The organism is Dietzia sp. PP-33 (genome assembly GCF_033790845.1).
Classification (GTDB): domain Bacteria; phylum Actinomycetota; class Actinomycetes; order Mycobacteriales; family Mycobacteriaceae; genus Dietzia.
Genome location: NZ_JAMYEI010000010.1, coordinates 75,527 through 94,319, shown reverse-complemented (window position 1 = coordinate 94,319; position 18,793 = coordinate 75,527). Strand labels below are relative to the sequence as shown.

Here is an 18,793-nt window from a genome sequence, read left to right as displayed (position 1 = left end):
CGGGTACTCCCGGGCCACTGCAGAGCAACGCTACGAGTTGGTTATCGCCAGGATCATCCAGACGGGCAGCCACAGGCCGAACGTCAACACCGTCAGGATCAGGTGCAGGGCGTGGTTGACCCGCTTGCCGCCATTCTGGGTGACGAACACCGTCTGCTGCATCGGGGGCGGGTAGCCGAACTGCTGGGGGTGCGGCCCGTGCGCGTACGGGTGCGGCACGTGCAGGTGCTGGGGCACGTACTGGTCCATCGGGTTGAACGGGGCCGCCGGCGGCATGCCGTAGGGGAAGCCGCCCTCGTGCGCGAGAGGCTCCGGTGGCCCGGCGAAGCGATGCGGCGGTTGCTGTGGCTCGGCGTACCGCTGGCTCTGGTACCGCGGCTCGTCGTACCGGGGGGCCGGATACTGCGGCTCGTCGTAGCGCTCGACCGGGAACTGCTCGGTGGGGAACTGCTCGGTGGGGAACCGCGCAGCCGGGAACTGCTCCGTTGGAGCGAACTGGTCCGGGGGCGCCGGGCGGTAGGGCCGAGATGACGGGTCGTCCGGCCGGGGCTGGAACTGCTCGTTCATTGCGACTCACCTAAATGGCTTGGAAGACCGGACATGACGTCACCCCAACCTAGCCTCTGGCAGCCGCATGTTCACAGCGGTCAACAGTGAGATCCGGTGAAGATCCGGGTTCCCCCGACCCCCACCACCGAGAACTCAGGGTAAACCCTGGCGCGGGGTTGGTCCGCAAGCGGCCACGACCGCGCGCCGCCGCGCTAGCGTGGCGGCCACCGCCCGAGCAAGGAGGCCGACATGGCAATCCCGGAACAGAAGCAGCAGTGGCCGGGATCGACCGACGATCTCGACCCCACACCTGATCACGGCGAGCGGTCGTACCGCGGCTCTGGCCGGTTGGACGGCAAGAAGGCCCTGGTGACCGGAGCGGACAGCGGAATCGGTCGCGCGGTCGCGATCGCCTACGCACGCGAGGGTGCCGACGTGGCGATCAGCTACCTGGACGAACACTCCGACGCCGAGGAGACGGCCCGCTGGGTGCGCGAGGCCGGGCGCACAGCAGTACTGATCCCCGGCGACCTGAGCGATCCGGCCCACTGCCGCGCGGCGGTGCAGCAGACGGTCGACGAGATCGGTGGCATCGACGTCCTGGTCTCCAACGCGGCATTTCAGATGACCCGCGAGACGATCACCGAGATCCCGGACGACGAATGGGACTACACGATGGCCTCCAACCTGTCGGCGATGTTCCACCTGGTCAAGGCCGCGGTGCAACATATGGGGCCGGGGTCGTCGATCATCGCCTCGTCCTCGGTGAACTCCGACATGCCGCCACCGCAACTGCTGGCCTACAACGTGACCAAGGCCGGGATGGCCAATATGATCGGCTCCCTCTCGCAGATGCTCGCGCCCAGGGGGATCCGGGCCAACAGTGTCGCCCCCGGCCCCATCTGGACGCCGCTCATCCCGTCCACCATGCCGGGCGAGCAGGTCGAGGACTTCGGTGCCGGCGCCCCCATCGGCCGAGCGGGGCAGCCCGCCGAACTCGCTCCGGTCTACGTCATGCTCGCCTCCGACGAGGCGTCGTACGTCTCCGGCGCGCGCGTGGCGGTGACGGGCGGCCAGCCGATCCTGTGATCGTGACGGGAGCGGCGGGAGCCTGCACTGTCTGACCGCGACTGTCTGACCGCGCGCCGAACCGTGTCAGCGGGTGGCCAGGACGGGATTCACGATCTCATTCCGCAGGGGGAGGGGTCGTCAGGTGATGCCGTTCAGAACGGGACCTGGGTCCGGAGCAGCCCCTCCGCCGGGGCCCGGCCGCTGAGAGCGCGGCAGAATTCGAATGCGTCCATGGTGATGCTCTCACCCGCGCCCGAGTGTCCGCCGTGCTGCCACCGCCCGCCCGCCGGGCCGGTCAGCTCGAGTTCGTAGGCCTGCCCGTGGCGGCCGGCCCACTCTGTGACCACGTCGTCGACGATCACCCCCTCGTGTTCCGGGGTCACCGTCATAGGGGATCCCGCCGCGGCGGCGATGTCGATACGGTGCATGAACGGATCACGGGTGAGGATCACGTCGAACAGGTAGCCCATGGACCACCACTCGCCGTTGTCCTCCATGGCCTGCTTTCTCATCACACCCGGTGCGCGCCGACGGTTCCTGGCGGCCTTGGGGGCCAGGCGGCGCACCTGCTCGATGAGCTCATCCGTTGACAGGCCGGCGTTCTTCTCCACCTGTAGAGCAGTCATCGCGTCGATCGCCACGCAGCCCTCACGCTTGGCGCGTTTGCCGGTCGCCACCTGCTGGCGGATCATCTCCGGCCAGCTGGCGAGCATCTGGATCATGCCCAGCATGTGCCCGGCCATCGCGCGCACATCCCACTCTGTGCAGTCGGTCTGGGCCCCCCACTGCTCGGGGCGCAGGGCCTCGAGCGTGTCGGCGACCCGGTCGTACTCGGTTGCGGCAAGTCGCTCGGCGACGGCCCTCTGCAGCTGCGGCAGGCGGGGATCGGTCTTCGAGCGGTGTTGCCCGGTTGTCGTGGTCATGGCGGTGTGCCCTCCTGTGTGGTGGTGACCGGGACGCCGGTCGGGATGCCGACGTCGTGCAAGTACATGTCGACCGCGCGGTCGAACAGGCGGGCCCAGCGATCGCCGCCGGGATCATTGGCGAGCTGGGCATCAGCCAAGCCGCCCACCAGCGCCACGTAGAGGTCGATGTCCTCCCGGGCAGTGATCCCGATCGCGGCCAGCCGCTCACGAAGTCCGTCGAGCACGAGCACCGCGGGCGCGTACGCCTCCGGGCTGGGCTCGAAGCCGGGGATGGTGCGTTGGTTCATCAGCTGGAACCGGGCGAGGTCGCTCACGCTGAAATCGAAGTACGCCCGCGCGTACATCCGGACCGTCCCGCGGGCATCGTCCGGGCGCCCCTCGTCCAGCGCCTGCATCAGCTCCAGACACTCGGTCCAGGCCTGGGCGAACATCGCGTCGTAGATGGCGTTCTTGGAGTCCACGTGGGAGTACAGCGAGGGCGCCTTCATCCCGACGCGGGCCGCGACATCGCGAAGGGTGAGCTGGGCCAGGCCCTGTTCACGGGCCACGTCCCACGCGGCGTCGATGATTTCCTGCCGCGTCGCCTCACGTCGTTCGGCTGCCCTATCGCGATTCGGAGTGCCTAACATGGTTAGGATTGTGCGCCTGTGGCCCGGTGATGTCGAGAGGCGATGCGGTCGCAATTCCGTCTCGGTGTCGTCACGGCACGTGGGCCCCCAGCACCACCACCTCAGCAGCCCAGTTCTCGGCCAACCGCAGATCGTGGGTGATCGCCAGGACTCCCAGGCCGTCGTCGGCACGCCGGCGGAGAGTGCGGGCGATCGCGGCCGTGCTCAGGGGATCCAGATGAGCGGTGGCCTCGTCGGCAATCAGGTAGCGGGGCTTCTGCGCCAACGCGCGGGCCAGGCAGGCGCGTTGGAGCTGTCCGCCCGAGACGTCCGCGGGGAGGCGGTCCAGCAGTGCCGGGTCCAGGCCGACCTCCTCGGCCAGGGCGTCCGGGTCCACGGGGAGGCCGCGCAGCGTCGCCGGCAGGGTGATGGCACGGCGCAGCGTCAGGTGCGGGTCTGAGGCGGCCAGCGGATCCTGGTCCAGCAGCGCGGTATGGCCGGGCAGGCGACCCCGTTGACGGCGCACGCGCACACCCTCCGCGGACACCGAGCCGGAATGCGGCGTGAGCAGGCCTGCCAGCAAGTGCGCCACCGTCGTCTTGCCGCACCCGGAGGGGCCGACGAGCGCGGTGATCTGTCCTGGTCGAACGGTCAGGTCGGTCGGCGCCAGCACGAATCCGCCGCCGCCGTGACGGCGATAGGTGACCTGGTCCGCGACGAGTGTCATGACGACGACGACACCACCGCTGCGTCGAGGACCGCTGTCGCGAGGACCGCCGTGTAGCCGAAGGCCCCGGGCGACCCGGTGTGCAACGCGGCAGCCAGGAGCTCGCGGGTGTACGGACTATCGGGCTCGCCCAGCAGTCTCGAGGCGGGGCCGAGCTCGCAGACCCGGCCGTCCCGGAGCACGGCCACGTCATCGGCGGTGTCCGAGGAAGCCAGGGCGGCCAGATCGTGGGTGATGACCACGACGCCGATACCGCGTTCGTCGGCCAGGCGGCGCAGCAGCTGAAGGGTGGTCAGCGCGGGCCCTGCGTCCAGGCCCGCGGTGGGCTCATCGGCCACCAGCACCGCCGGGGCGGTGGCCAACGCGGCCGCGATCGCCGCTCGCCGCAGTTGCCCACCGGACAGCTGATGCGGATAGCGGTCCGCCAGAGCCGGGTCGAGGCCCACCTCGAGGCACGATTCGGCCACCGACCGGCGGGCGTCCTGGCCCCGCCCGGCCGCGGCGAGCGCTTCTGCGAGTTGCCCGCTCACGTGCCGGGTGGGCGTGAACGCGGCGGCCGCGGTCTGCGGCACGTGTCCCACCGCGCCGCCCTCGGGCAGGCCCACACGGCCATTCACCCGCGCCCGCAGGGGGAGCAGCCCGCAGCACGCGTTCGCCAGGGTCGACTTTCCGGCGCCCGACTCGCCGACCACCGCCAGCACCCGCCCCGGCGCGACGCACAGGGAGATGTCGTCCAGGACGCGCACCGGGTCGTCGCCCGGACCGGGAAGCGACACCGTCAGCCCACGGATCTCCAGCGCCGGGGGAGACGGCATCGGCTCGGCGGAGGAGCGGACCTCGTCGTCGTCGCGATTGTCGTGGTGGTGCTCATCCCGGGCGTGGAACACCCGCCCCGATCCCCCGGGGCCCCGGCGCCGCCCCGAGGGGGCGAGCAGCGCGACGGCCGCGGTGACCACGATCAGTGCGGCGGCGGGGAAGACCAGCGCCCACCAGCGTCCCAGCAACAGATCCGTGCGGGACAGCGCGATGAGGGTGCCCAGGCTCGCCCGCTCCGGCGGTAGACCGATCCCCAGGAACGACAGCGTGGACTCGTGCCACACGGCGTGCGGGAGCATCACGACCACCGCCAGTCCGGCCTGACCCGCGACGGCCGGCAGCACGTGGTGGCGCACCAACCGTGGGGTCGAGGCGCCGGCGACGCGGGAGGCGGCCACGTACCCGGAGGTCATGACCCTCTGCGTCTCGGCGCGCACGATCCGCGCCACCGACGGCCAGTGCGTGAGCGCCAGGGCCAGTACCAGAGCGGTGACCGAACCCCGGAACATCGCCACCACCACGACCGTGGCCAGCAAGTGCGGTACCGCGGCCACCGCGTCGGTCAGTCGCATGAGCAGGCCGTCCACGCGCGCTCCACCGGCCGCGGCGGCCGCACCCACGGCCACCCCGATCACCACCGCGGCGAGCGCCGACCCGGCCGCCACCGCGAGCGAGACCTGCAGCGCCTGCGCCACGCGCACGGTCAGGTCGTGGCCCAGTGCGTCGGTGCCCATCAGGTGCGGCCGGCCCGGGGCGAGGCCGCCGCGCAGGTAGTCCGAACCCGTCCAGCCGCGCGGTGCGAGGCCCGGCCAGGCGAGGGCGTACGCCAGCACCAGCACGAGGGTGATCGCGGCGAGGACGCGGCGGGGGGTCACGAACTCACGCATCGATCCGCACCCTCGGGTCGGCCAGCAGGAGCAGGCAGTCGGCCAGCCACGTGCCCACGAGCACGGTCGCCGACGCGCCCAGGGTGACCGCGGCCAGCAGTGCGAAGTCGGCCTCCAGTGCGGCGTCCACGGTCGCGGCGGCCAGGCCGGGCCAGGCGAACACGGCCTCCACCACCAGCGAACCCGCGATCAGCTCCGGCACCCGCGCACCGAGCAGTGCGATCAGCGGGGCCCACGACACGGCGGCGATGTGCCCGGTCAGCACGGCGGGCTCACCGACCCCGCGGGCGCGGGCCTCGGCGACGGCGGGGGAGGCCTCGGCGTCCAGGACGGCGCGACGCAGCGCCAGCAGCATCCACGGCACCTGACCGGCGGCCAGCGCCACGGTGGGCAGGACGAGGTGGCGGGCCGTCGCGGCGAGGGTGGGATCCTGACCGGGAGGGGCCGCGCCCGTGACGGGCAGCCAGCCCAGCGTCACGGCGAACACCGCCACCGACCCCATCGCCAACACGAACGGCGGCACCCCGCTCAGCGCCACCGCTGCGGCGGCCAGGGACCGGTCGAGGGCGCCGTGCGGCCGGCGGGCGGCGGCGACCCCGGCCAGCAGCGTCACCCCCAACGCCAGCGCCAGCCCGGCGGCCGAGAGCAGCACGGTCCACGGCAGTCGCTCGAGCACGACCTCGGTGACGGGCTGGCGGTACGAGTGCGAATAGCCGGCATCGCCCTCGACCAGTCCCGTGACCCACTGCCACCACGCCCGCCACCACGGGACGTCGGTGCCCAGCGCGGCGGCGGCGGCCTCGCGATCGGCGGCGGTGGTGCGCTCGTACCCGGAGCCGAAGTGCGCGGCCAGCGGGTTGAGCGGGGAGGCCGCGGCCAGGACGAACGTGCCCGTGGTCACGGCGAGCAGCACCAGGGGGGTCGCGGCGGCGCGGCGGGCGGTCAGGCGGGCCAGGTCGGTGCGGCGCTCGCGCAGGCGGCGGATCACCGGGCGCGCGTCCACTCGGACAGCGACCACCACGGCCCCCACGTCACCCCGTGGGTGTGCGGTTCGAGGATCGGGGCCGGGCGCGCGTGGCCAGTGTCGCGCAGGACGTAGGTGTGCTCGAGGGTCGCCAGGAAGACGTGGCCGGGGGAGTCGGCGTAGGCGCGCTGGGCGTCCCGGTAGAACTGGTCGCGCTCGGCGGGGTCGGCCGTGGCACGGGCGGCGTCCAGGGCGGCGTCGACCCGGGCGTTGCCGTAGCCGCCGGGGTTGTCCAGCGGGCCGGACGCCGCGGTGGGCGAGTGCAGGGTGCGATAGGCCTGGGTGTCCACCGTGTACGGGTTCTCCCCGCCGCCGAGCAGCACCCCGACCTCACCGAGGCGCTGCTCGATCTGGTCCCACGACCCGCCCCAGACGCTCACCGCCACCCCGATCGCGCGCATCTGGTCGGCGAACGCCGAGGCGAGTTCACGGCGCACCGGGTCGGCCGCGGGGTAGGCCAGGGTGAACTCGGCGCGGTCGTCGCCTCGGGTCAGCACGCCGTCGCCCCCCGGCCGCCACCCCGCCTCGCGCAGGAGCGCCGTTGCCCCCTCGACTCCGGCGTCCGGCCCGCGGGGCCCGGACAGCGTGGTCGGGTGGTGAGCGGGGTAGGCGTCGGTGATCGGTGAGGTGATCGGACGGCCGTGCCCGGCCAGCACGTGGTCGATCAGCCGCCCGCGGTCGACGGCGAGGTCGAGCGCCCGCCGGACGGGTGGATCCCCGGCGAAGGGGTGCGCCATGGGCAGGGCCACCGCGCGCCAGTCCGCGGAGGCCACCGAGACCAACTCGAGGCCCTCCTGCCCCTCCGGCCCGGCCAGTCCCTCCGCGAGCCGGGGTGGCAGGGCGGCGCCGTCGACCTCCCCCGCCAGCACCATCTGGGCGCGCGCGTCGGCGTCGGGAACCTCCCGCAGGATCAGCTCCGTGACCTCGGGCGGGCCGTCGCGGTGGTCGGGGTCCGCCTCCAGGACGGCCTCCCCTGAGGTCAGGCGGGCCAGCCGGTACGGGCCGGTGCCGACGGGGTCGGTGTTGAGCGGCGAGGCGGTCGCCGGGCCCGGGGCCAGTAGTTCCGAGGGCGCGATACCCAGCAGCAGCCGCGCCGGCATCCCCGGATCGGGGGCGCGCAGGTGGAACTCCACGGTGAGCTCGTCCGGGGTCTCGACGCGCTCGACGGGGGAGTAGTCCGAGGCGATCGGCGAGGCCGAGCGGGGGTCGACCACCGCGCGGTAGGTGGCCGCGACGTCCCCGGAGTCCAGCAGCGAACCGTCGTGGAAGCGCACCCCCTCGCGCACCGGGACGGTCCAGGTCAGTCCGTCGTCGCTGACCTTCGGCGGCTCGGCGGCCAGCGCGGGGACGAGCTCGGGCAGCGTCGTGTCGTCGGCGGCGACCGGGCGCAGCAGTCCCTCGTAGAGTGGGGAGACGCCGGTGGAACCGTAGCCGGAGACGGGGTTGAACTGCCCCAATTCCTCGGCGTCGGCCAGCACGATCCGGTGTGCGTCCCCGGCGGCGGGGGCGGGCGCGGCGCAGCCCGTCGCGACCAGGGTCAGCGCGAGGCCCGCACCGACGACGGCGTACAACGGTCTCACGGCCGTCCTCCTGCCCAGGCGGAATACGTGTCCGGTCGGACACATAGTGCGCTGAGCGTAGCCACCCGTTGTGACGCGGTTGTTAACGCTTGCAGGCGACGATCAGAGGAGGGGCGATGGACACGACCGACTGGGCCGAGCGCTTCGAGTTGCTCGGCGACCCCACCCGCCTGGGGCTTCTCGCGCACATGCACCACGTCGGCCCCGGCGTTGCGACCGTCTCCGATCTGGCCGGGGCCACCGGCATCACCCGCAACGCCGCCTCCCAGGCCCTGCGGATCCTGCGCGACAGGGGCTGGGTGCGCGCGGTCCGGGACGCCGACGACGGCCGCGTGGTCCGCTACTCGCTGGCCGACGACACCGTCCACCGCATCCTGCACCTCATGGGCGCCCGGCACGACTGAGGCCGCCACGACCGAACCCGGCCGGGTGAGTGCGCGACCTCGTCGTCGTCACCGGTCTCCGCGTTACACGAGTGACACACGGGGTGGCCGGAACCGTAACCGGACGTGGATAGAACTGGTCGCACAGACACGTGCGCCCCGCGGGGCGCACGTGCCCGGCACACCGGCCCCCGTCACCTCGGCCGGCCCTCCGTCACAGGAGTAGCTCATGACACCCCACCGCCCCGAGTTCCACGTCCCCGTCGTCGACATCTCGCCCTACGTCGACGACGGTAGTGCGCGCGAGCGCGCCCGCGTCGCCCGCGAGATCGACGACGCCTGTTCGACCGTCGGGTTCATCCAGATCGTCGGCCACGGCGTGGCGCCCCACGTCGTCGACGGGCTCTCCAGCGCCATCGACCAGTTCTTCGCCCTACCCCAGGACGCCAAGAAGGCCTACCGCGTGGCCGATGCCAATCGCGGGTACAGCCCTCCCAGGAGCGAGGCGCTCAGTCTGAGCCTGGGCGTGGAGTCGGCCGGAAAGATGAACGACTTCTTCGAGGCCTTCAACGTGGGTGTCGAGGCGCGCTCGTTCCCGGGCCTGGGGCTCTCCGAGGCCGACTACGGCATCAACGTCTGGCCCGAGCTCCCCGGTTTCCGGGAGCGGATCGACGCCTACTTCGCGGAGGCCTCCCGTGTCGCCCGGACGCTCACCCGCGTCTTCGCCGACGCGCTCGGCCAACCGCCCGAGCTGTTCGAGCAGCTCACCGACCACTCGATCGACGTGCTCCGAATGGTCAACTACGCGCTCGACGAGGGGCCGGTCACCCTCGACGGCGACCTCAAGGGCATGGGTGAGCACACCGACTTCGGCCTGGTCACAGTGTTGTGGGCCGACCGGGTGGCGGGCCTGCAGGTGCTCGGTACCGACGGCCTCTGGCACGACGTCCAGCCCGTCGAGGGCGGCCTGTTGGTCAACCTCGGCGACCTCACCGCGCGACTGACGGGCGACCGGTGGATGTCGACCCTGCACCGCGTGGCCCCGCCGATCGTCGACGGCCGCATAGTCCGCCGCCGCTCGGCCGCGTTCTTCCACGACGGCAACGTCGACGCGATCGTCGGCACCCTTCCCGGTTTCGCGGACGCGGAGGGCGACGCCTACGCCCCCATCTCGGTGCGCGACCACGTCGCCGCCAAACTCGCCGGCTCCCGCCAGGGCAAGGCCAACACCGCCGCGGTCCGCGAGGCCGCCCGGGTGCTCGCCGCAGCGGAGCGCGTCGCCCCCGGGAGCGGTAGATGACCCACATCGTGCTGGTCCACGGCGCCTGGGCGGGCGGCTGGGTGTGGGACGGCCTCTCGCCGCTGCTGAGCAACGCCGGGCACCACCCACACGTGGTCGATCTGCCGGGCGTCGGACGATGGGACGACACCGAGGTCACCCTGGACCACGTCGTGGGCCACGTCGTGGACCTGGTGTCCGCACTCGACAGCCCCGCGGTCCTCGTCGGCCACTCCGGCGGCGGGGTGGTGGTCACCCAGGCCGCCGAGGCCGCGGCCGAGCACATCGCGGGAGTGGTCTACGTCGCCGGCATGATGCTGCCGTCCGGCACCGACTTCGCCATGCTGTGCTCCGACCTCGGTCTCCCGGGCGACGTGGGGATCTCGCGCTGGCTCGAACCCACCTCCGACGGCCGGGGCACCCGCGTGCCCCCCGAGGCCGCCGCCGCCGTGTTCTTCCACGAGAGTTCCGCCGAACACGCCATCTCCGCGGCGCGCCGGCTCAGGCCACAACTCGAGAGCGCGCGGCACATCGCCCCCACCTGGACCCGGGAACGCTTCGGCTCCCTGCCGCGCCTGTACATCGAGACCGCCCTCGACCGCACCCTGCCGATCGCGGCCCAACGGCACATGCAGCGGCTCGTCCCGGGCGCCGTGGTGGGCACCCTGGTCTCCGACCACGCGCCGCAGCTCTCGGCGGCCGATCAGCTGTGCGATGCACTGTCGGATTTCGCCCACGGTGTGGGGCGATGAGCCGGACGCAGGCGCCCGCGGATCCGGTGGAACTGCAGCAGAGGTTGCTGATCGCGGCCGACCTCGACCTCGCCGTGGCGGACGCCCGGCTCGCCGACCGCTTCCCCGGCGCGCCGGCCACCCGGCAGCCCGTGCACACGCTGTATCTGCCCGCCGAGCGGGTGCACGCCGGGGTGGTGGCCCTGGTGGGCGAGGCCGCGCTCGAGGCGTTCGACGAGCACCTGCCGGGCCCAGACGCACTGCGGGAGGTGTTCGACCAGGCGGTGCCCGGCCCCGCCGACGCCCGGGTGATCCACACGCTGGTGCGGGCCAAGCTGGAACGGGAGCCGGTCGAGGACCTGCGCATCGACTTCGAGGACGGCTTCACCCAGCGCGGCGTGCCCGCGGGGATGCGCGACCGGGACGAGGACGACCACGTGGACCGGGTGGTCTCGGAGCTGTCGACGGCGCCGCTCCCGCCGTTCTGGGGCCTGCGGTTCGGCTCGCTGGAGCCGGCCACCCGTCGGCGGGGCATCCGGACCCTCACCCGGTTCGTGACCGGGCTCGCGGCGGGGGGCGGGAGTCTGCCGCCGGGCCTGCGACCGACCCTGCCCAAGGTCACCTCCGTCGACCAGGTGCGCGCCATGGTCCGACTGTGCCGTGAACTCGAGACCGCGTGCGGCCTCGACGAGCGCACCCTGCGGTTCGAGATCCAGATCGAGACACCGCAGTCGATCTGCGCCCCCGACGGCTCGGCCCTGGTGGCGCGGCTGGTCCACGCCGCCGACGGGCGCTGCATCGGCCTGCACTACGGCACCTACGACTACTCCGCCGCCTGCGGGATCGCCGCCGAGTACCAGGCCATGGACCACCCGGTGGCCGACCACGCCAAGGCGGTCATGCAGGTCGCCGCCGCCGGGACCGGCGTGACGCTCTCGGACGGCTCCACCAACCGGCTGCCCGTCGGCGACCGCGAGGACGTGCGCGCGGCGTGGCGCCTGCACGGCCGACTGGTCGACCGCTCCCTGCGCCGCGGCTACTACCAGGGCTGGGACCTGCACCCGGCGCAACTGGTCTCCCGATACGTGGCCACCTACGCCTTCTACCGCCGATCGCTGCCCACCGCGTGCGCGCGCATCGCGGCCTACCTCGGCACCACGCCGTCCGGCGGCACGGTCGCGACCGGGTACCTCGACGAACCCGCCACCGCCCGTGCGCTGGCGGACTTCTGCGTCCGCGCACTGGACTGCGGAGCGGCCACCGACCGCGAGGTCCACGAGCTCGCCGGCGTCAGCCGCCCCGAGCTGGAGGCACTGCGCCGCCCCCGACCCGGGACCGCGCTGTGACCGGGGAACTGGTCATCCGCGCCCGCCGGGCCGTCATCGGCTCCCGCGTGATGCCCGCGACGCTCACGATCTCGGACGGCGTCATCGTCGTCGTCGACACCGATACCGACATCACCACCGACCCCGATACTTCCCCGCCCACCTCCCACACCTCCCCGGCCGCGCGGGTCGTGGACCTGGGCAGCGATGTGGTCCTCCTCCCCGGACTTGTCGACACCCACGTGCACGTCAACGAGCCCGGCCGCACCGACTGGGAGGGGTTCACCAGCGCCACCCGCGCCGCGGCGTGCGGCGGGGTGACCACCCTGATCGACATGCCGCTCAACTCCAGCCCCGTGACCACCAGCCCTGCCGCCCTCGACGCCAAGCTGGACAGCACTACCGGAAAATTGCACGTCGACACCGGATTCTGGGGCGGCGCGGTGCCGGAGAACCTCGGCCGGTTGCGCGAGCTGTGGGACCGCGGGGTGTTCGGCTTCAAGTGCTTCCTGCTGCACTCGGGCATCGACGAGTTCCCGCCCCTGGACCCCGTGCAGATGCTGGCGGCCATGGAGGAGATCGCCGGGTTCGGCGGGCTGCTGATCGTGCACGCCGAGGACGCCGGGACGATCGACGCGCAGACCCCTCCCGACGGCCCGGGATACGCCGGCTTCCTCGGGTCACGGCCGGTCTCGGCGGAGGTCCTGGCCGTACAGCAGGTGATCGACGGTGTCCGGCGCACCGGCTGCCGCGCGCACATCCTGCACCTGTCGGCAGCCGACGCGCTGCCGCTGATCCGGGAGGCCAAGGCCGAGGGACTGCCGCTGACGGTGGAGACGTGCCCGCACTACCTGTCGCTGTTCTCCGAGGAGATCCAGCCGGGTGCCACCCACTACAAGTGTTGTCCCCCGATCCGTGAGGCCGGCAACCGCGAGCTGCTGTGGGAGGGGCTGCGCGACGGCACCATCGATCTGGTGGTCTCCGACCACTCTCCGTGCGTCCCGGAGCTCAAGCGGTTCGACACCGGCGACTTCGGCCAGGCGTGGGGCGGGATCGCCTCCGTGCAACTGGGACTGCCGATCATGTGGTCCGAGGCGAGGCGGCGGGGGATGGGTCTGCCCGAGGTCGCGAGGTGGATGGCCTCCGGCCCCGCCGCCTTCGCCGGGTTGCACGACCGCGGATCGATCCGCCCCGGCGCCCGCGCCGATCTCGTGGTCCTGGCCCCCGACGAGGCCTTCGTGGTGCTGCCCGAGCGGCTGCAGCACAAGAACCCCGTCACCGCCTACGCCGAGCGTGCGCTGGCAGGTGTGGTCCGGGAGGTCTACCTGGCCGGCCACCCCGTGGACATGGACCAGCCCGCGGCCGGCCACCCCGTGTTCCGCCCGACCGCCCCCTCACCCGGGAAGACCATTTCCGGAACGGAGAGCCCAGCATGAGCGCCGCTGATCCCACCGCGCAGCACACCTTTCTCGCCCTGCCCGACCTGGCTTCCCGCACGCTGGCGGGGGCCGTGGTCCACGCGGACGACGAGTTCTTCGCCGAGAAGGAGAACCTGCTCCTGCCGCAGGAGGCGGTGTTCGACCCCACCCTGTTCGGCCACAAGGGGAAGATCTACGACGGGTGGGAGACTCGCCGTCGCCGCACTCCGGGGCAGGACTGCGCGATCGTTCGGCTCGGGGTACCGGGCGTGGTGCACGGGGTCGTGGTGGACACCGCCTTCTTCCGCGGGAACTACCCCCCGCAGGTCGCGCTCGACGGGGCGTGGATCGACGGCTACCCGGATGCGCACGAGTTGGCCGGTGCCCGCTGGCGGCCGCTGGTCCGGCCCGCCGCCGCGCTGGGGGACACCCGCAACCCGTACCCGGTGGACGACGAGACCCCGGTGACTCACGTGCGCCTGTGGATGATCCCTGACGGCGGGATCGCCCGGCTGCGCGTCCACGGCGAGCCGACCCCGGACCCGCGGTTCCTCACCGGCACCGTCGACCTGGCGGCCGCGGAGAACGGTGGGCGGGTGGCCGACTGCTCGGACCTGTTCTACTCCTCGCCAGGCAACATCCTCGCCCCCGGGCGATCGCGGCACATGGGTGAGGGTTGGGAGAACGCGCGCCGGCGAGACGACGGCAACGACCACGTCACGGTGGCGTTGGCGGGCCCGGGCACGGTCGAGCACGTGGAGATCGACACCTCTTACTACATCGGCAACGCCCCCGGAGCGGCGTCTCTGCATGGCATCCGGTGCGCCGAGGACCTCGAACGCCCCGATGCGTGGGTCGAGCTCGTGCCGCGCACGCGGCTGCAGCCGGACTGCCGGCACCGCTTTCTCGTGGACTCCGATGCCACTGCTGCCACGCCGGTGCGCTTCGCGCGACTCGACGTCTTCCCCGATGGCGGGATCGCGCGACTCCGGGTCCACGGGCGGCTGACCCCGGACGCCATCGAGCACCTGGCCGGCCGTATTGCACCAGCGCGCCACACCGGCCTCACGTCGCCGTAACACCAGTGCAAAGCCGCGCTGCCAGACTCGGAACCGACACCACGAGGATGCGGTCGGCTCCGCCGATCCGGCCGCCGGGTCCCACGGCCCGGCGGTCGAGTCATCAGTCAGGCATCGCCGTGGTGTCGGCCCGGGCACACGACCCGGGCGGGCCCGCGACCGATGAGATCGCGGCCCGTCGACGCCAGGAGTCCTTCCGCATGACCGCCGTGACCTCCGAACCCTCGGCCGAGGCCCCGACCTCCCGCCGTCTGCCCGATGCCGACGACCGACTCGCGGCGCTGCGCGCCCGCGTGCACCAGGACATCGACGCCACCAGCCATGCCCGCGACTGGATCCCGCGAGCCCCCGGGTCCACCGAACTCGACGTCCTGGTGATCGGGGGCGGGCAGGCCGGCCTGGGTACCGCGTTCGCGCTGCAGCGCCAGCGAATCGACAGGGTGCTCGTCGTGGACGACGGCCCCGAACACGAGGTGGGCTGCTGGGACCGCTACGCCCGCATGCACACCCTGCGCAGCCCCAAACACATGCGGGGGATCGAGTTCGACGTGCCCTCGCTGCACGTGCGCCGCTGGTTCGAGGCCGTCTACGGCGAGGCCGCGTGGGAGGCGGTGGACCTCGTGCCCCGCCTGGACTGGAACGACTACCTGCGGTGGTACCGGCAGACCACGGGCATCCGGGTGCAACACCGCACCCGCGTCACCGCGATCCACCGACCAACGACCCCGGACGGGCCGTTCGTCGTGGAGCTGCGGGACCCGGATGGGAGCGAGTCCACGCTCACGGCCAGGCGCATCGTCTGCGCACTGGGCCTCGCCGGCGGGGGTGGGGCGAGGGTCCCGGAATTCCTCTCCTCGTCGTTGCCCCGCGATCGGTGGTTCCACACCGAGGACCCGATCGACTTCGCCGCGATGCGCGGCCGTCGCGTGGCGGTGCTGGGCGGCGGGGCCTCCGGGTTCGACAACGCGGCGACGGCGTTGGATCACGGCGCCGTCCGCGCCCATGTGTTCGTGCGCCGGGAGACGATCCCGGCCTCCAATCCACTGCGGTGGATGGAGTTCCCGGGCATGCAGGAACGCTTCTACGACCTCGACGACCGGAGCAAGTGGGACTTCGGGGTGCTGTCCGGGGGGCTTCCCCAGCCGCCGACGCAGCACGCGGTGTGGCGGTGCTTCACCCTGCCGGGGTTCGCACTGCACACCGGGTGCGGGTGGAACGCGGTCTCGATGGTCGACACCGGCACCGGCGGGCAGGAGATCGCGATCGACACAGCCAAGGGGCGGTTCCACGCGGACGTGGTCCTGGCCGCGACCGGATACCAGGTGGACCTGCGGCTGCGTCCGGAACTGGTCGAGTTCGTCGACGACATCGCGTTGTGGTCCGACCGTCACCCGCCCGCGGCCGACCATCCGGCCGGTCGCAGCCCCTACCTGGGGCCGGGTTTCGAGTTCACCGAGCGCGACCCCGGCTCCGCCCCGTGGCTGGCCCGCCTGCACCACTTCTCGACCGGCGCGCGCGCCTCGATGGGTGTGACCGGGCACCAGCTCTCGGGGATCTACGGCGGGATCGGGCGGATCGCCTCGGCGATCACCACAGCGGTCACCCGCGAGAACTGGGACCGGCTCGCCCGGGACTTCGCATCCTTCGAGCACATCGAGGTCGGCTCCGTCGGACCCCACGACCCGTCTGACGGGTGGTACCCGACGAGCCCGCGGTACTGACCACGCGCGGGCTCGCCACCTCAGAACGGCGGCTCCTCGTCTGATCCCGACGCAGACCCTGCCGCCGAGCCCGCTCCCGGCTCTGAGCGCGGCGGCGGAGGCGCCTGGCGCCGCCGCCTCGCCTGCTCCCGGAGCTTGCGGCGTTCCACATCGCGGCGGTGGCGTAGGTGAGGCCGTCTCCGGGAGGCGGCCGAACCGCTACCGGTCTCGCCTGCCTCGGCCGCCTCTCGCTGGCGCAGGCTGGTCTCGGGCCGTTGCGGCGCAGCATGGTCTGCCAGCGGACCGGTGGGGAAGGTGATGACGCGGGTGTCGGCAGAGGCGTGGGGGTGGTTGGGGCCGTGCAGCCAGACGTACGACCCGTCGGTGTCCCGGTAGTAGGCCCAGACGCCGTCGGTCTTGAGGCGGTGGTGGAGGCGGCAGAGGCTGCCGAGGTCGTCGCACGTGGTGTGCCCGCCCCGGTCGGGGTCGTCATGGTCGAAGGGGATGATGTGGTCGAGGTCGGCTCGCTCCGCAGAGGTCTGACAACCGGGGAAGACGCACGTGCCGTCGCGGCCCCGGCAGAACCGGGACAGGGCCTCCGAGGGCGGGTATCGCCGGGCCGCAGCGGAGTCCGGATCGGCGAGGTCGGAGAGCGAGTCGATCCTGTGTCTGGCGTTGCGCTCGAGCTCGGCGGCGGTATGTCCGGTGATCGGCCCGTACCCGGCGAGGGTGAGGCCGCGGTTGTCCGGGGTGCCGTCGTCGTAGGCGTGGATGGTCACCCGGCGGGCGGCGGACCGGGCCCCGGGGTCGGTGGGGTGTTCGCCGTCTGGGCCCGGGAGGCTGGTCCAGCCGCGGCTGAGGGCGAGTAGTCCCGCGGCGCGGAGCTGTCCGAGAGGTCGGGGGTCGTCGGGAGAGGCCGTGCGGGCGACGGCGTCGATGCGTTCGGCGATCTCGAGGGCATCCTCGACGGTGAGGGTGGCGGTGATCAGCGCCCGGTCGTCCCTCAGGGGCTCCATCTGCACATCCTGGTCGCGTCGCGCCTGGCGAGCGCGGGCGTCGGCGCCCACGGGATCGCAGGCTGCGACGGTCTTGGTGAGCATCTTGCGCAACGGGCCGAGCCTGGGCGGGTGCGTGCGGCGCCTGGTTGGGGCCAGGCCGTCACTGATCCGCCGGTCGAGTTCCGGCATGAGGTGGTCGGCCACCAGGGCGGTCTCCTCGGCGATGGTGTGGGCGGCGAGGATGCCGATCCAGCCGGTGGTCAGCAGCGCGGCGGTGCGGGGCAGGCGTTCGGTCAGCTCGACCGCGGTGGTCACCAGCCGGGACGCCCCGTGTCGAGACAGAGCCATCGAGGCGCTGATCATGGTGGCCGCCGTCTCCCACGAGTCGCGGTGGCGATCGTGTTCGGCGCCGGAGCGGACGCAGGCATAGGCGTAGGCGACGGTTCGCCCCTCTGCCGCGTTGATCGTCCTCTGCGCCAGATAGCCGCGTTGCTGCCCGGGGTCCCAGTGGGCGAACGCCTCGGGGACCAGAACGGGGAGGGCCGGTCCTGTGGCCGTGGTGAATCCGGGCGGCGGGACGAGGGCTGCGGGAGCGTCGACGTCGTCGGTGGCGGTGGTAGGTGTGGTGGTCATGGTTCGACCGTACGTTCGAGGTACGACAGCGTGGATTCGCGTCCATCCGGCCCCCTGACCTGCAGTGCCCTGGACGACCCCTGCAGGGCGCCGCAGGTCAGCGACGCCGGCTCGCTCACCCTCGGTACGCGCCAGCGGTCGCGGTGGATGCGCGTGTACGCGGCGCCCAGACCGGCAGTGCCCTGACTGGCAGTGCCCTGCTCGGCCCCTGCAGGGCACCCCAGGTCGGCGGGGGTCGGCGGGTGGTCGGACCGCAGGAATCAGCCCGGCCGGGCCACGATCAGGCAGGCCTGCTCGCCCTCGGGGACGTACCAACGGTGGGGGAGCTCGCCGTCGTACCGCGCGACGTCCCCCGCCTCCAGCCGGGTCAGCGAGTCGCCCACCTCCAACAGGACCGTGCCCCGGGTGACGTACAGCCACTCGAGTCCCGGGTGGTGGAAGAACCGACCCGGGACGTGGTTGGTCTCCACGAACTCCAGTAGTTGGGTGTCGTTCGGCCCGCCCGGCAGCAACCGGGTGTGCCCGCCGACGGTGCCCTCCGCGCGGGTGAGGATCGCGCCCTCCGTGGACCGCCGGACATCCACGGGGTCGCCTGCCGCCGCGCCACGACCACCTGCCGCCGCGCCGGGTGGGCCCGGGGGACCGGACGGGTCGGCGGGGCCGGAGGGTGAGTTGACCGCTTCCAGCAGGTGCGCCTGGGTGGTGCCCAGGGCGTGGGCGAGCCCCTCCAGGGTCGACATGCTCGGCGCGGCCTTGCCGCGTTCGATCTGGCTGAGGAACGGCTGCGAGATGCCGGCCAGGTCGGCCACCTCGACCAGGGTGAGTCCCAACTGCCGACGGTGATGACGAATGCGCGCACCGAGACGTTCCTGGCCCTCGCTCCGTGCGGTCGTCACAACGGTCCTCCTGGACTGCCGGGCTGGAGCCGGTTACACACCGGAACCGCGAGGTAATCCCACGGCAACACGGGGCCACCAGACTCGTCTGTATTGACGAGGTCAATATCTCGCGTCCGGGTCGAAATCACAAGGGCAACGCCCCGACCCGGCCGGGGACGGT

17 protein-coding genes are annotated in these 18,793 nt (G+C 72.6%); 8 read left to right on the top strand and 9 right to left on the bottom strand.

Annotated elements, in window-relative coordinates; translation table 11 throughout:
- Nucleotides 1-30: 30 nt before the first annotated feature.
- Nucleotides 31-567, bottom strand: coding sequence for a hypothetical protein (locus NJE57_RS16670; RefSeq protein ID WP_319029648.1), 537 nt, complete (start codon nucleotides 565-567; stop codon nucleotides 31-33).
- Nucleotides 568-798: 231 nt separating this feature from the next.
- Between NJE57_RS16670 and NJE57_RS16665 the strand changes: the two genes are divergently transcribed.
- Nucleotides 799-1,638 carry an SDR family oxidoreductase gene (locus tag NJE57_RS16665; protein WP_319029647.1) on the top strand — a complete coding sequence of 280 codons (840 nt, stop codon included), beginning with the start codon at nucleotides 799-801 and terminating at the stop codon, nucleotides 1,636-1,638.
- A gap of 134 nt (nucleotides 1,639-1,772) precedes the next feature.
- Here the strand turns inward: NJE57_RS16665 and NJE57_RS16660 are convergent, their stop codons facing one another.
- The 6 genes from NJE57_RS16660 to NJE57_RS16635 all read right to left on the bottom strand — a co-directional run bounded on the left by NJE57_RS16660 (nucleotide 1,773) and on the right by NJE57_RS16635 (nucleotide 8,188).
- Nucleotides 1,773-2,543, bottom strand: a complete 771-nt coding sequence (locus NJE57_RS16660; RefSeq protein WP_319029646.1) for a maleylpyruvate isomerase family mycothiol-dependent enzyme — start codon at nucleotides 2,541-2,543, stop codon at nucleotides 1,773-1,775.
- Entirely contained in the window at nucleotides 2,540-3,175 is a 636-nt protein-coding gene (locus NJE57_RS16655; RefSeq protein ID WP_319029645.1) for a TetR/AcrR family transcriptional regulator, read from the bottom strand. The genes NJE57_RS16660 and NJE57_RS16655 overlap by 4 nt, the downstream gene beginning before the upstream one ends.
- 70 nt (nucleotides 3,176-3,245) lie before the next feature.
- On the bottom strand, nucleotides 3,246-3,881 hold the full coding sequence (locus NJE57_RS16650) for an ABC transporter ATP-binding protein (protein ID WP_319029644.1): 636 nt from the start codon (nucleotides 3,879-3,881) through the stop codon (nucleotides 3,246-3,248).
- The gene (locus NJE57_RS16645) at nucleotides 3,878-5,584 is read right to left on the bottom strand and encodes an ATP-binding cassette domain-containing protein (protein ID WP_319029643.1); all 1,707 of its coding nucleotides are present in this window, start codon (nucleotides 5,582-5,584) and stop codon (nucleotides 3,878-3,880) included. The genes NJE57_RS16650 and NJE57_RS16645 overlap by 4 nt, the downstream gene beginning before the upstream one ends.
- On the bottom strand, nucleotides 5,577-6,587 hold the full coding sequence (locus NJE57_RS16640; protein ID WP_319029642.1) for an ABC transporter permease: 1,011 nt from the start codon (nucleotides 6,585-6,587) through the stop codon (nucleotides 5,577-5,579). Before NJE57_RS16640 ends, NJE57_RS16645 begins: the two co-directional genes overlap by 8 nt.
- Nucleotides 6,569-8,188: an ABC transporter substrate-binding protein gene (locus tag NJE57_RS16635; RefSeq protein WP_319029641.1), complete on the bottom strand. Its 1,620-nt coding sequence runs from the start codon at nucleotides 8,186-8,188 to the stop codon at nucleotides 6,569-6,571. The genes NJE57_RS16640 and NJE57_RS16635 overlap by 19 nt, the downstream gene beginning before the upstream one ends.
- 116 nt (nucleotides 8,189-8,304) lie before the next feature.
- Here NJE57_RS16635 and NJE57_RS16630 point away from each other — a divergent pair, with 116 nt between their 5' ends.
- The 7 genes from NJE57_RS16630 (at nucleotide 8,305) to NJE57_RS16600 (ending at nucleotide 16,124) form a co-directional block, all read left to right on the top strand.
- A complete protein-coding gene (locus NJE57_RS16630) occupies nucleotides 8,305-8,592 on the top strand; it encodes a metalloregulator ArsR/SmtB family transcription factor (RefSeq protein ID WP_319029640.1) in 288 nt (95 codons plus the stop codon).
- Between the two features lie 208 nt (nucleotides 8,593-8,800).
- Nucleotides 8,801-9,871 (top strand): isopenicillin N synthase family dioxygenase, encoded by a 1,071-nt coding sequence (locus NJE57_RS16625; RefSeq protein WP_319029639.1) that lies wholly within the window; start codon nucleotides 8,801-8,803, stop codon nucleotides 9,869-9,871.
- Nucleotides 9,868-10,602 (top strand): alpha/beta fold hydrolase, encoded by a 735-nt coding sequence (locus NJE57_RS16620; protein WP_319029638.1) that lies wholly within the window; start codon nucleotides 9,868-9,870, stop codon nucleotides 10,600-10,602. Before NJE57_RS16625 ends, NJE57_RS16620 begins: the two co-directional genes overlap by 4 nt.
- The gene (locus tag NJE57_RS16615) at nucleotides 10,599-11,927 is read left to right on the top strand and encodes a DUF6986 family protein (RefSeq protein ID WP_319029637.1); all 1,329 of its coding nucleotides are present in this window, start codon (nucleotides 10,599-10,601) and stop codon (nucleotides 11,925-11,927) included. Before NJE57_RS16620 ends, NJE57_RS16615 begins: the two co-directional genes overlap by 4 nt.
- Nucleotides 11,924-13,342 (top strand): allantoinase AllB, encoded by a 1,419-nt coding sequence (gene allB / locus NJE57_RS16610; protein WP_319029636.1) that lies wholly within the window; start codon nucleotides 11,924-11,926, stop codon nucleotides 13,340-13,342. The genes NJE57_RS16615 and allB overlap by 4 nt, the downstream gene beginning before the upstream one ends.
- Nucleotides 13,339-14,403 carry an allantoicase gene (alc, locus tag NJE57_RS16605; protein ID WP_319029635.1) on the top strand — a complete coding sequence of 355 codons (1,065 nt, stop codon included), beginning with the start codon at nucleotides 13,339-13,341 and terminating at the stop codon, nucleotides 14,401-14,403. The genes allB and alc overlap by 4 nt, the downstream gene beginning before the upstream one ends.
- Before the next feature lie 200 nt (nucleotides 14,404-14,603).
- Complete coding sequence (locus tag NJE57_RS16600; RefSeq protein ID WP_319029634.1) at nucleotides 14,604-16,124, top strand: NAD(P)/FAD-dependent oxidoreductase; 1,521 nt, start codon at nucleotides 14,604-14,606, stop codon at nucleotides 16,122-16,124.
- Nucleotides 16,125-16,144: 20 nt separating this feature from the next.
- On the opposite strand, the gene NJE57_RS16595 is transcribed toward NJE57_RS16600, so the two are convergent.
- Together NJE57_RS16595 and NJE57_RS16590 are read right to left on the bottom strand one after the other, a co-directional pair.
- A complete protein-coding gene (locus tag NJE57_RS16595; RefSeq protein ID WP_319029633.1) occupies nucleotides 16,145-17,734 on the bottom strand; it encodes an HNH endonuclease signature motif containing protein in 1,590 nt (529 codons plus the stop codon).
- A gap of 260 nt (nucleotides 17,735-17,994) precedes the next feature.
- Nucleotides 17,995-18,630, bottom strand: coding sequence for an XRE family transcriptional regulator (locus NJE57_RS16590; RefSeq protein WP_319029632.1), 636 nt, complete (start codon nucleotides 18,628-18,630; stop codon nucleotides 17,995-17,997).
- Between the last annotated feature and the right edge of the window lie 163 nt (nucleotides 18,631-18,793).

Excerpts from the sequence above, each read along its gene's own strand:
- NJE57_RS16670 (WP_319029648.1), bottom strand. The coding sequence starts at position 567 with ATGAACGAGCAGTTCCAGCCCCGGCCGGACGACCCGTCATCTCGGCCC.
- NJE57_RS16665 (WP_319029647.1), top strand. The coding sequence starts at position 799 with ATGGCAATCCCGGAACAGAAGCAGCAGTGGCCGGGATCGACCGACGAT.
- NJE57_RS16660 (WP_319029646.1), bottom strand. The coding sequence starts at position 2,543 with ATGACCACGACAACCGGGCAACACCGCTCGAAGACCGATCCCCGCCTG.
- NJE57_RS16655 (WP_319029645.1), bottom strand. The coding sequence starts at position 3,175 with ATGTTAGGCACTCCGAATCGCGATAGGGCAGCCGAACGACGTGAGGCG.
- NJE57_RS16650 (WP_319029644.1), bottom strand. The coding sequence starts at position 3,881 with ATGACACTCGTCGCGGACCAGGTCACCTATCGCCGTCACGGCGGCGGC.
- NJE57_RS16645 (WP_319029643.1), bottom strand. The coding sequence starts at position 5,584 with ATGCGTGAGTTCGTGACCCCCCGCCGCGTCCTCGCCGCGATCACCCTC.
- NJE57_RS16630 (WP_319029640.1), top strand. The coding sequence starts at position 8,305 with ATGGACACGACCGACTGGGCCGAGCGCTTCGAGTTGCTCGGCGACCCC.
- NJE57_RS16625 (WP_319029639.1), top strand. The coding sequence starts at position 8,801 with ATGACACCCCACCGCCCCGAGTTCCACGTCCCCGTCGTCGACATCTCG.
- NJE57_RS16620 (WP_319029638.1), top strand. The coding sequence starts at position 9,868 with ATGACCCACATCGTGCTGGTCCACGGCGCCTGGGCGGGCGGCTGGGTG.
- NJE57_RS16615 (WP_319029637.1), top strand. The coding sequence starts at position 10,599 with ATGAGCCGGACGCAGGCGCCCGCGGATCCGGTGGAACTGCAGCAGAGG.
- alc (WP_319029635.1), top strand. The coding sequence starts at position 13,339 with ATGAGCGCCGCTGATCCCACCGCGCAGCACACCTTTCTCGCCCTGCCC.
- NJE57_RS16600 (WP_319029634.1), top strand. The coding sequence starts at position 14,604 with ATGACCGCCGTGACCTCCGAACCCTCGGCCGAGGCCCCGACCTCCCGC.
- NJE57_RS16595 (WP_319029633.1), bottom strand. The coding sequence starts at position 17,734 with ATGACCACCACACCTACCACCGCCACCGACGACGTCGACGCTCCCGCA.